Origin of the sequence: Streptomyces sp. NPDC050433, assembly GCF_044458565.1 — a bacterium.
GTDB lineage: Bacteria > Actinomycetota > Actinomycetes > Streptomycetales > Streptomycetaceae > Streptomyces.
The window spans coordinates 1-11,212 of the sequence record NZ_JBITIB010000051.1; the positions used below are offsets into that span (position 1 = coordinate 1).

Annotated in this window: 9 protein-coding genes; 1 reads left to right on the forward strand and 8 read right to left on the reverse strand. The window is 71.3% G+C overall.

Annotated features, from left to right (window positions below):
- Nucleotides 1-159: 159 nt before the first annotated feature.
- From ACIBLA_RS36220 to ACIBLA_RS36235, 4 genes are all read right to left on the reverse strand, one after another.
- Nucleotides 160-483, reverse strand: a complete 324-nt coding sequence (locus ACIBLA_RS36220; protein ID WP_363245590.1) for a hypothetical protein — start codon at nucleotides 481-483, stop codon at nucleotides 160-162.
- Complete coding sequence (locus ACIBLA_RS36225) at nucleotides 480-848, reverse strand: WhiB family transcriptional regulator (RefSeq protein ID WP_363245589.1); 369 nt, start codon at nucleotides 846-848, stop codon at nucleotides 480-482. Before ACIBLA_RS36225 ends, ACIBLA_RS36220 begins: the two co-directional genes overlap by 4 nt.
- A 172-nt stretch (nucleotides 849-1,020) precedes the next feature.
- Nucleotides 1,021-1,368 carry a hypothetical protein gene (locus ACIBLA_RS36230; RefSeq protein WP_363245588.1) on the reverse strand — a complete coding sequence of 116 codons (348 nt, stop codon included), beginning with the start codon at nucleotides 1,366-1,368 and terminating at the stop codon, nucleotides 1,021-1,023.
- 153 nt (nucleotides 1,369-1,521) lie between these two features.
- Nucleotides 1,522-3,723 carry an ATP-dependent DNA helicase UvrD2 gene (locus tag ACIBLA_RS36235; RefSeq protein ID WP_399201020.1) on the reverse strand — a complete coding sequence of 734 codons (2,202 nt, stop codon included), beginning with the start codon at nucleotides 3,721-3,723 and terminating at the stop codon, nucleotides 1,522-1,524.
- 151 nt (nucleotides 3,724-3,874) lie between these two features.
- Here ACIBLA_RS36235 and ACIBLA_RS36240 point away from each other — a divergent pair, with 151 nt between their 5' ends.
- Nucleotides 3,875-4,117 carry a mycoredoxin gene (locus tag ACIBLA_RS36240; protein ID WP_363241623.1) on the forward strand — a complete coding sequence of 81 codons (243 nt, stop codon included), beginning with the start codon at nucleotides 3,875-3,877 and terminating at the stop codon, nucleotides 4,115-4,117.
- A 75-nt stretch (nucleotides 4,118-4,192) separates the two neighbouring features.
- Here the strand turns inward: ACIBLA_RS36240 and nudC are convergent, their stop codons facing one another.
- The 4 genes from nudC to ACIBLA_RS36260 are packed head-to-tail and all read right to left on the reverse strand — an operon-like array spanning nucleotide 4,193 to nucleotide 11,122.
- The gene (nudC, locus tag ACIBLA_RS36245; protein ID WP_363241624.1) at nucleotides 4,193-5,143 is read right to left on the reverse strand and encodes an NAD(+) diphosphatase; all 951 of its coding nucleotides are present in this window, start codon (nucleotides 5,141-5,143) and stop codon (nucleotides 4,193-4,195) included.
- 37 nt (nucleotides 5,144-5,180) lie between these two features.
- The gene (locus tag ACIBLA_RS36250) at nucleotides 5,181-6,587 is read right to left on the reverse strand and encodes a dipeptidase (RefSeq protein WP_399201021.1); all 1,407 of its coding nucleotides are present in this window, start codon (nucleotides 6,585-6,587) and stop codon (nucleotides 5,181-5,183) included.
- Between the two features lie 42 nt (nucleotides 6,588-6,629).
- Nucleotides 6,630-10,208: a UvrD-helicase domain-containing protein gene (locus ACIBLA_RS36255; protein WP_399201022.1), complete on the reverse strand. Its 3,579-nt coding sequence runs from the start codon at nucleotides 10,206-10,208 to the stop codon at nucleotides 6,630-6,632.
- Between the two features lie 47 nt (nucleotides 10,209-10,255).
- On the reverse strand, nucleotides 10,256-11,122 hold the full coding sequence (locus ACIBLA_RS36260; protein ID WP_399201023.1) for a hypothetical protein: 867 nt from the start codon (nucleotides 11,120-11,122) through the stop codon (nucleotides 10,256-10,258).
- Between the last annotated feature and the right edge of the window lie 90 nt (nucleotides 11,123-11,212).

Here is an 11,212-nt window from a genome sequence, read left to right on the forward strand (position 1 = left end):
GACACCCACCCCACAAAACAACGTCGGTCCCCATGACCACAACCGGGTCATGGGGACCGACGTCACGCAGCGGGCCGAATAAACCAACAGCATCCTGTTGGGCCGGCCCCCGCGTCTGAGGTACTGGCTAGCAGCGTTGTCGCGCCCGGCCGGTGGCGGTCAGTGCATGACCGCCATGGCAAGCGCGCGGCGGGCGCGCATCGACACGCGCTCGGCGCGGCGCTGCATCCGCCGAGCGGCGACCAGGCGCACGGCCTGGCGTTCCGCATCGGCTTCACGCAGGCGCTCGGTCATATGCGCGCGTGCCAGGGCTTCTGGGATGAGTTGCATCTCGCGGGTCCTGTTCTGACGCGAGTCGCTCGCGCCGGTGGTACTGACAGCTGAAGTGGCGGAGCCGGTCGGCTCTCGCAGGGAAGAGGTCATCGGGGCCTGCTTCTTGGGATCGTGCGTGAGAGGGCGGTCGATGGTGCCGGTGGCGTTCATGCCGCGACCGGGTTCTTGCGCGGACGGCCACGGGGCCGCTTGCGGGCAACGACCACACCCTGGATGAACAGCTCGCCGCCCCAGACACCCCACGGCTCACGCCGCTCCTTGGCGCCGGCGAGGCAGGCCTCCATCAGCGGGCAGGTGCGGCAGAGGGACTTGGCGTACTCGACGTCGGCCGGGGACTCCGCGAAGAAGACCTCGGGGTCGTAGGCACGGCAGGGTACGGGTACGCCGAGGTTCTCGATGGCGTCGTCGAGCGCGGTGAGCGCGGTGAGCGGGGTCAAGGTGGAGTCCTCCGTGGCGCGGGGCGGGGTGATCGTTTCGGAAGGCGGTACGGACGGGGCGTGCGCTTCGAGTTGCACGGTGGTGTCTTCCTCGTCTGGTCGGTCCGGCCTGTTGGCCAGGTGTCGGCTGGTACCGGGTGGTTCTTCTCCCGAGGCCCCTTCGCTCCGTCCGTCCCGTTCGGGACAAACAGAAGGGCCGCGGATCCCGGGTGGGGTTCCGCGGCCCTGAAGGCGCCGGCCTGATCTTGAATCAGGCTGGATCACTCCAGGGTTCAGGCCCACGGATGGCCCACATCGTGTGGTGCTGCTTCGTCTGCTTCTTCGATTCGGCACCGGCTGCCGCGAACGCATAGGCCTTGGCCTCTGCCGCTGCTACTTCTGCCGCCAGTGCCTTGCTCGGTCGCTCATTGCCGCCCGTGACAGGAAGCGCCACGGGGTTGGTCCGGCCGGCGCTGACGCCCGACAGACCGGTGCCGATGAAGGCGGACCCAGTTGTGGCAAGCAATCCCGGACGCAGAACGTCGAGAGAGCAGGCGGAGACGACCGAGCGATCGGTCATTTTGACGGTGCTGACGAAGTTGCTGGTGATGCTGATCACTGGAATCGCCTCCTCTCGGCGTATCGAAATCCGGATACCACTTCGGACAAGTAGAGCACGGGGACGGGGCTTCGGAGAAGCCCGCCGTTCCGTGGTTAAGAACCTATGGTGATTCGCGGCGCGGGCGCAAACTATTTTCTCGACGATTTTGTATCAGCTCTCCTCGTCCTCCCCAACAGGCTCCTCACCTGCGCAGATGGCGAGGACATCGGCTCCGAAGCGCTCCAGCTTGCGGCCACCGACCCCCGAGATCCTGGACAGTTCGCCGTCGTCGCCCGGCACCGCCTCGGCGATCGCCATCAGCGTCTTGTCGGTGAACACGCAGTACGCGGGCTGGCCCAGCTGCTTCGCCTGGTCGGAGCGCCATTCACGCAGCCGCTCGTACAGCCCCTCGTCCATGTCGGAGGGGCAGCCCTCGCAGCGCATCAGCTTCATCTCGCCCGCGTCCGTCAGCGTCGTGCCGCAGACACGGCACAGCACCGGGCCGCGGCGCTTGCGCCGCCCGCCGCGCTCGGCCGCGCCGCCCGCCGCCGCTGCGGCACCCCGCGCCCCCGGAGCGGCCGAACCGGGCCGCAGACCGCTCAGGAACCGGGTGGGGCGGCGCGAGGCCCGGCCGCCGGGGGCCCTGGACAGCGCCCAGGAGAGGGAGATGTGCAGCCGGGCGCGGGTGACCCCCACGTAGAGGAGCCTGCGCTCCTCCTCGACCTGCTCGTCGGTCTTGGCGTACGTGATCGGCATCATGCCCTCGGTCAGACCGACCAGGAACACGGCGTCCCACTCCAGGCCCTTGGCCGCGTGGAGCGAGGCGAGGGTGACCCCCTGGACCGTCGGGGCGTGCTGGGCGGCGGCGCGCTCGTCCAGCTCGGCCACCAGATCGCCGAGGGTCGCGGTCGGCTTGGCCCGTACGAAGTCCTCCGCGAGCCGGACGAGGGCGGCCAGCGACTCCCAGCGGTCACGCACGGCGCCCGAGCCCGTGGGAGGTTCGGTGGTCCAACCCTTGGTGGAGAGCACGGCCCGCACCTGCGACGGCAGATCGACGACATCGTCCAGCAGGGCGTCGTTGTCGCCGAAGCGGGCCGCGCCGCGCAGTGCGGCGCCCGCCTCCCGTACCTCCTGGCGCTCGAAGAACCGCTCGGCGCCCCGGAGTTGGTAGGGCACCCCGGCGTCGGCGAGTGCCTGTTCGTAGACCTCCGACTGGGCGTTGATCCGGTACAGCACGGCGATCTCGCCGGCCGGGACGCCCGCCGCGATCAGGTCGCGGATACGGCGCGCGGTGCCCTCGGCCTCGGCCGGCTCGTCCGCGTACTCCGTGTAGACGGGTTCGGGGCCCGGGTCGCGCTGCGAGATCAGTTCCAGCCGGTGCTCGGCGGCGCGGCCCCTGGCCTGATTCAGCAGGCCGTTGGCCAGGTGCACGACCTGGGGTGTGGAGCGGTAGTCGCGGACGAGCTTCACCATCGTCGCGCTCGGGTGGCGTGTGCGGAAGTTCAGCAGATGGTCCGGGGTGGCGCCGGTGAACGAGTAGATCGTCTGGCTGGCGTCGCCGACGACACACAGATTCTCCCGGTCGCCCATCCACAGTTCGAGCAGGCGCTGCTGGAGCGGGCTGACGTCCTGATACTCGTCCACCACGAAGTGCTGGTACTGGCCGCGGATCTGGTCGGCGATGTCGTGCCTGTCCTGAAGGATGCCGACCGTGAGGAGCAGGACGTCCTCGAAGTCGATCACCGACCTGTCTCGTTTCAGCTGCTCGTACATCGCGTAGATCTGGCCGATTTCCGCCGGATCGCGCGGGGCGTCGCGGTGTGACTTGGCGACGGCGGCCGGATAGTCGCCGGGCACGGTCTGGGTGACCTTGGCCCACTCGATCTCGCCGGTGACATCCCTCAACTCGTTGCGGTCGAGCCGGATCCGGCAGCGGGCCGCCGACTCCGCGACCAGCTGGACCTTGCGCTCCAGCAGCCGGGGCAGCTCGCCTCCGACGACCTTGGGCCAGAAGTACTGGAGCTGGCGCAGCGCCGCCGAGTGGAACGTGCGCGCCTGGACGCCCCCGGCGCCGAGCTGGCGCAGCCGGCCACGCATCTCCCCCGCCGCGCGGTTGGTGAACGTGACGGCGAGGACGCTGGCGGGCTGCAGGATCCCGGCCCGCACCCCGTACGCGATCCGGTGGGTGATCGCGCGCGTCTTGCCTGTGCCGGCACCGGCCAGCACGCACACCGGACCGTGCAGTGCCGTCGCGACCTCGCGCTGCTCGGGGTCGAGCCCGTCGAGCACCGCGTCGGCGTCGCGAGGCGGGGCCACGATCTGGCTGCCGTCGGAATCCTGCGGGAAGAGTGAGGAGTGCGTTGCTGCTGTCACCCCGCCATGCTGCCAGGTCCCGTGAGGCTGGTGCCGCACTTGTCCACAGGGGAGTCACGTTGGTCGTACAAGTAGGGGAATGGTGACCAGGTCACGTACGTTCACTTCACAGCGAAGACATTTCGAGCCTGCCAGAGGAGCGCGAGAAGACATGCCGGGGACCGTGACGATGTACAGCACCACATGGTGCGGCTACTGCCGTCGGCTCAAGGGCCAGATGGACCGTGAAGGCATCGCGTACACCGAGATCAACATCGAGCAGGACCCGGACTCGGCGACGTTCGTCGAGAAGGCGAACGGCGGCAACCAGACCGTGCCGACCTTGCTCTTCGCGGACGGTTCGACGCTGACGAACCCGTCCCTCGCGCAGGTCAAGCAGAAGGTCGGCGCCTGAGCCCAGGGGCACGGAACGACGGGCACGACACCGCAGGAGCCCCCGCCGGACGGCGGGGGCTCCTGTGCGTCGCGGTCAGTTCAGGGGCTTCGGCAGCGGCTTTCCGTACCACAGCTCCGTCAGCCGCGCCGCGATGGAGATGCCCGACGGCGGCAGGACCTCGCCCGACTCGATCGCGACCCTCAGGTCGTCGCGGGAGAACCAGCGCGCCTCCTGGATCTCGTCGCCGTCCACGGTGATCTCGGAGGACGTGGCACGGGCCATGAAGCCCAGCATCAGGCTGGAGGGGAAGGGCCAGGGCTGGCTCGCGACGTACTCGACGTCGCCGACCGTGATGCCCGCCTCCTCGAACACCTCTCGGGCCACGGACTGTTCGATGGACTCCCCCGGCTCTACGAAGCCCGCCAGCGTCGAGAACCGCCCCTCCGGCCAGTGCACTTGACGGCCGAGGAGCGCGCGGTCCTGTTCGTCGGTGACGAGCATGATCACCGCCGGGTCGGTACGGGGGTAGTGCTCGGCGCCGCAGGCCGGGCAGCGGCGGATATGACCGGCCGCCGCGATCATCGTGCGCTCGCCGCAGCGTGAGCAGAAGCGGTGCAGCCGCTGCCAGTTCTCCAGAGCCACGGCGTGGACCATCAGACCGGCGTCGCGCGGCGACAGCAGCAGCCCCGCCTCGCGCAGCCCGGCGGGACGCGCCGACTGGTCCATGCGGCCGGGCAGCGAGTCCTTCTGGAGGGCGAAGTAGCTGATTCCGTCCTCGTCCGTACCGAGGAAGTAGCGGTGGGTCTCGGTGAGGGGCGCTTCGAAGGACGGGGTCATGACGAGTTCGGTGCGGCCGTCCGGGGTGTCGTCTATCAGCACCTGGCCGGCGGAGACGACGAAGACCCGTGTCGTCGGGTGGCTCCAGGCCGCGGCCAGCCACGCCTCGTCGAGGCGGTGGTGTGCGGCGCGGTCGATGCCGCTGTGGGAGGTGAGGACGATCGGCCGGTCTGCGGCGGTGTCTGAGCCGCTGGTGGTGGTGCTCACTGGTTCTTCCAACTCCCCCGGATGGATGGGTGTCTGTTCAGCGGAGAGCGGCGGCGAGATCGCTCCAGAGGTAGGCGGTCGTCTCCACGCCCTTCAGAAGAAGGTCGATCTCGACCTTCTCGTCGGGCGCGTGCCAGCCGTCGGACGGTACGGAGATGCCCAGGAACAGCACGGGTGCGCCGAGCACGTCCTGGAGGTCGGCGGCCGGTCCCGAGCCGCCCTCGCGGGTGAAGCGGATCTTCTGGTCGAAGGCGCGGCCCATGGCCCGTACGACGGACCGGAGCGCGGGATGGTCCAGCGGCGTCAGGCAGGGGCGGGTGGACGCGCCGAAGGTGGTCTTGTGGCGGATGCCGGCCGGGATCCTGGAGTCGATCCAGTCACCGACGGCCCGCTCGATCCGGTCCGGGTCCTGCCCGGCGACGAGCCGGAACGAGAGCTTCAGCCGGGCGGACGACGGGATGATCGTCTTCCCGCCGGGGCCCTGATAGCCGCCTCCCATGCCGTTGACCTCGGCGGTGGGACGGGCCCAGACGCGCTCCAGTGTGGAGTGGCCCGCCTCGCCGAGTGTGCCGTGCGACTTGGCCGTACGCAGCCACACGGCCTCGTCGAAGGGCAGCTCGGCGATCAGCGCGCGCTCGGCGTCGCCGAGGGGCATGACGCCGTCGTAGAAGCCGGGCACGGTGACCCGCTCGTGCTCGTCGTGCAGCCCCGCCACGAGGCGGGCGGCGACGGTGGCCGGGTTGGGCACGGCGCCGCCGAACGAGCCGGAGTGAATGTCCTGGTCGGGGCCGTACAGCTCGATCTCGCACTCCGCGAGGCCGCGCATCCCGATGCAGACGGTGGGGGTGTCCTCGGACCACATGCCGGTGTCGGAGACGATCACGGCGTCGGCGGCGAGGCGGGCCGCCTGCCGTTCGACGAGCGCGCGGAAGTGCGGCGACCCGGACTCCTCCTCGCCCTCGACGAGCAGTTTCAGATGTACGGCGGGGGTGCTGCGGCCGGTGGCGGCGAGATGGGCGCGCACGCCGAGTGTGTGGAAGAACACCTGGCCCTTGTCGTCCGCGGCGCCGCGTGCGTAGAGCCGGCCGTCCCGGACGACGGGGTCGAACGGGTCGGTCTGCCAGCCGTCCTCGCGGGCGGCGGGCTGGACGTCGTGGTGGCCGTAGACCAGGACGACCGGGGCCGCAGGGTCGTCGGACGGCCATTCGGCGAAGACGGCGGGGGCGCCGGGGGTGTCCCAGATCTCGGCCACCGGGAAGCCCGTCTCGCGAAGCTTCGCCACGAGCCAGTCGGCACTGCGCCGTACGTCCGCGTCGTGGTCGGGCTGCGCCGAGACGGACGGGATGCGCAGCCACTCGGCGAGGTCGTCGAGGAAGGCCGCACGGTGGGACCGGATGTAGTCACGGGTGTGCGTACGGACGGCGCTGTCCGGGGTCTCGCTCATGCGTCGAGCCTATCCGGCTCCGGGGGTGCTCCGGTCTGCCGTTCACCGTTCGGGACGCGGTTCTGGCGTGTGTTCGCGAGTGGCACGAGCGGAGGTGTGGCCAGGGGCGTCGTCGGAGCCGGCCTCGGAGGCGTCGTCCGCTTCGGCGTCGGTGCCGTACAGGAGGACGCGTTCCAGTGCGGCGCGGCCGGGCAGGCCCTCGGGGCATACGGCCTCGCCGCTTCGTACGTAGAGGAAGGTCGCCCTCACCGCGTCCGGGGGGATGCCGTGCTGCTCGGCCCAGGCCAGGCGGTAGACCGCGAGCTGGAGCGGGTCGGCGGTACGGCCGCGCCCGGTCTTCCAGTCGACGATCTCGTAGGAGACGGCGTCCGTGAGCGGGTCGACGTCGCGGTACACCGCGTCGATACGGCCCCGGATCACCCGGCCGGCGAGGGTGAGCTGGAACGGCGCCTCGACGCGGTACGGCGTGCGCCGGGCGTACGGGGTGCGGTCGAAGGCCTCCTTCAGGGCCGCCAGATCACGTTCGTCGGCGATCTCCGGCTCGTCGGCGGCGCCGCCCGGCAGCTCGTCGGGGCCGAGCATCGGGAGCGGGAGCTCGTCGAACCGCGACTCCACCCAGGCGTGGAACCGGGTGCCGCGGCGGGCGGCGCGCTGCGGCGGGCGGGGCATGGGACGGGCCAGCTCCTGGGCGAAGCCGTCGGGGTCGGCGGCGAGGCGCAGCAGTTGGGAGGCGGAGAGCGACGGGGGCACGGGGACGTCACGGACGCGTGCGCGGGCGCGCAGCAGCTCGCCCGAGAGGGCGTCGAGGTCGCGGTCCCAGGAGGCGAGGGTGCGGGTCTCCTCGGGGGTGAGGTCGGGCGGGGGCGGACCGGCAGGGGGGCGGGGGCCGGGCAGGCGGGTGGCGTCGGCAGCCGTCTGCAGCCGGTGCTCGGGCGTCTCCGGGTGCGGCGGGTCCGGCGGCTGGTGTGGGTGCGGCGGGTGGTCGCGTGCCGTCTCCCAGTCGTCCCAGTCCGTCAGGTCGTCGTGCTCCCATTCGTCCGGGTCGCCCGCCTCCTCGTACGGATACGGATCCTCGTACGCCCCCTCGTTCGGCGTCTCTCCCGCCCACGGCGAGGCCGTCAGCGCGTCCAGGTGCGCCCTGACCGTGTCCGCCGCCGCGCGACGCCGGACCAGGGACTCCGGGTCCAGCGGGAGCGGCCACGCCTGCGTCCTGGCGGCCGAGATCAGCGCGGGGTTCTCCTCGGTCCCCGGCGGCTCGTCGGCCCACGCTTCGATCTCACCGAAGCCCGCCGCGCAGTGGTCGTACAGGGCGTGCAGGAAGTCCGAAGGACCACGGGTGCGCTTCTGGGTCGGGCCCCACCAGTGGCCCGAGCCCAGCAGCAGCGAGCGCGGGCGGGTGAACGTCACGTAGCCGAGGCGCAGTTCCTCCGTGTGCTGGTGCGTGCGCATCTCGTCCTTGAACGCCTTGAGGCCCCTGGCGTCCCACTCCGGCACCTCCGGAAGGGTCGGGGCGTCGCCGCGCAGGGCGTGCGGCAGGACCTTCGACTGGGACGTCCAGGCCTCGCGGGCCTTGCTGTTGGGGAACTGTCCGGTGACCAGGCCGGGGACGGCCACGACGTCCCACTCCAGTCCCTTGGACTTGTGCGCGGTGAGGACCTTCACCGTGTTCTCGCCGCCGGGCAGCGCGTTGTCCAGCCCCTTCTCGTACTGCGCCGCCGTCCGCAGGAAAGCGAGGAAGGCGAGGAGCGTGGCGTCCCCGTCGAGCGCGGCGAAGGAGGCCGCCGTGTCGAGGAAGTTGCCCAGGGTCTCGCGCCGGCGCGCCGCCAGGGCGTGCGGCGACGCCGAGAGTTCGACCTCCAGGCCGGTGGTGGCCAGGACCCGGTGCAGGACGTCCATCAGCGGGTCGGCCAGCGAGCGCCGCAGATCGCGCAGTTCGGCCGCGAGCCGGGCGAAACGGACGCGCGCGGCGGCGGAGAACGGCAGTCCGTCGTCCTTGCCGCCGGCCGACTCCAGGAACGTGTCGAGGGCGTCGGCGAGCGAGATCACCTCGGCGGGGTCGGTGCCCTCGACCGCCGCCGCCAGCCGTTCGTCCGGATCGGCCGATTCGTCGGTGGATCCGTCCTTCGCACGGTGCACCAGCAGTCGGGCGCGGCGGCCGAGAAGGGCCAGATCGCGGGGGCCGATGCGCCAGCGCGGGCCGGTGAGCAGCCGTACCAAGGAGGCGTTGGCGCCCGGGTCCTGAAGGACCTCGCACATCGCCACGAGGTCGGCGACCTCCGGAAGATGGAGCAGTCCTGAGAGGCCGACGACCTCGACCGGCACGTCACGGGCGACGAGCGCGCTCTGGATCTCGGGGAAGTCCCCGGCGGTGCGGCACAGCACCGCGATCTCGGCGGGCTCCTTGCCCGTACGCACCAGATGCGCGATGGAGTCGGCGAGCCAGTCCAACTCCTCGGCATGGGTACGGAGGAGGGCGCACCGCACGGTGCCGTCGCGTTCGGCGCCGGGTGCGGGCCGCAGGGCCTCCACGCCCTCGTGCATGGCGCGCAACGGCCCTGCCAGGCCGTTGGCGAGGTCGAGCAGGCGGCCACCGCTGCGGCGGTTCTCGCTGAGCGAGAAGCGGGTCGCCGGGGTGCCGTCGGCGGCCGGGAAGTGGGAGGGGAAGTCGTCCAGGTTGGCGACGGACGCGCCGCGCCAGCCGTAGATCGCCTGGCAGGGGTCGCCGACGGCCGTCACCGCGTGGCCGGTGCCCGCGCCGAAGAGGCCCGACAGCAACAGGCGTTGGGCCACCGATGTGTCCTGATACTCGTCCAGCAGCACCACGCGGAACTCGTCACGCAGGATGCGGCCGACCTCGGGCCGGGTGAGGGCCAGCCGCGCCGACAGGGCGATCTGGTCGCCGAAGTCGAGCAGATCGCGGGCGCTCTTGGCCGCGCGGTAGCGGTCCACCAGATCGAGCAGTTCACGGCGGGCGGTGGCGGTCTCGGGCACCTTGCGCAGATCCGCGTTGGTGAGCCGGGCGCCTTCCAGGGTGCGCAGCAGTTCGGTGTCGTACGCGGCGAGTTCGCCGGTCGCGACAAGATGCTCGGCCAACTCGGCGTCCAGGGCCAGCAGATCGCCGACCAGGGCGGGGAACGATCTGGTCAGGGAGGGATACGGGCCGGGGGCCTCCTTCAGCACCCGCGCGGCGAGTTGGTACCGCGTGGCGTCGGCCAGCAGCCGGGCGGTGGGCTCCAGCCCTATCCGCAGGCCGTGGTCGGTGAGGAGCTGTCCGGCGAACGCGTGGTACGTGGAGATGCGGGGCTCACCCGGCGGGTTGTCCTGGTCGAGCAGATCGGGATCGGTCACCCCGGCCCGTACGAGCGCCTTGCGGACCCGCTCGGCCAGCTCACCCGCCGCCTTGTTGGTGAACGTGAGTCCCAGGACCTGCTCGGGGGCGACCTGGCCGGTGCCCACCAGCCACACCACGCGGGCCGCCATCACCGTCGTCTTGCCCGAGCCCGCCCCGGCGACGATCACCTGAGGGGCGGGCGGTGCGGTGATGCACGCCGTCTGCTCGGGGGTGAACGGGATGCCGAGGAGTTCGTTGAGCTGCGCGGGGTCGGTGATACGTGCGGACACTTCACAGAGGCTATCGGGGACCTCTGACAGGAGGACGACGCACAGCCTCAGAAGCCGGGTGCCGGGTTCGCCGAATCCCGGAGGTCCCCCAGGTCGACGACCTCCGGGGCGGGCGGGGCCGTGGCCTTGACCGGCACGCCGTAGTCGCTGAAGAGGACGGTGCCCGGATCCTGGCCGCCCTCCCTGACCGCCTTCAGCAGACGGGGCGGCCCCTCGGCAGCCACGAATGTCGTCCGCGTCCCGTCGGTCTCCCGCTTCACCAGCGTCACGGCCTTTCGGCCGTCGACCTCGGCGGCGTCGCCACGGGTCACTCCCTTGGCGTCGGCGGTGTTGAGACCGCCGAGCATCGCGTCCAGGTCGCACGCGCCGCCCAGCGCCCGCGCGGTGGTGTCCCCGCCCGCGGGGATCTTGAGCCACTTCCCCCTGAGCAGCTGGACCAACGACTCGGCCATGTCGGGGCCGACCATGTCGGGGTCGGCGCTCTCGGCGGCGCCATCGCCTTCGATCGCGCCGGAGCTGATCGACCACCAGAACTCGTCGTCACCCTTGACGTACGTGACGCGGTCCACCACCACGAACTCCGCCTCGCCGTCGTCGCGGCGCAGACCCCCCGCGCAAGTACCCTGCCTGTCCAGCGAGAAGTCGACTTTGAGGAGCCGGCCGGCTTCCGTGCCCTCCGCCGTCAGCCGCAGGGACTTCGCGCCCTTGGTCGCCGTCACGGCCTCACGGACGATCTGCCCGGCGTTCCGGCCTGCGAACGCTTCGGCCGACGGTCCGGCCACCTGCTTCGCCCCGGCCGTCGCCTCCTTCTCGGCCGCGCGCTCCGGGACACCGGTGGCACAACTCGCCACACTCGTCACCGTGATCGCGCTCACCAGCGCCGGCATCACGAACTTCCGCTTGATCGCGATCATCTGTTGTCTCTCCTCGCACATCGGGCACGTCTCGTACTCCGTGCCTCGGTGCCGTTCCCCTTCCGACCGCGCGAGGAGTCGCGAAGGGTG

What these genes read in the sequence shown, in the direction of transcription:
- ACIBLA_RS36220 (WP_363245590.1), bottom strand. Translation starts at nt 483, where the DNA reads ATGAACGCCACCGGCACCATCGACCGCCCTCTCACGCACGATCCCAAG.
- ACIBLA_RS36240 (WP_363241623.1), top strand. Translation starts at nt 3,875, where the DNA reads ATGCCGGGGACCGTGACGATGTACAGCACCACATGGTGCGGCTACTGC.
- ACIBLA_RS36250 (WP_399201021.1), bottom strand. Translation starts at nt 6,587, where the DNA reads ATGAGCGAGACCCCGGACAGCGCCGTCCGTACGCACACCCGTGACTAC.
- ACIBLA_RS36260 (WP_399201023.1), bottom strand. Translation starts at nt 11,122, where the DNA reads ATGATCGCGATCAAGCGGAAGTTCGTGATGCCGGCGCTGGTGAGCGCG.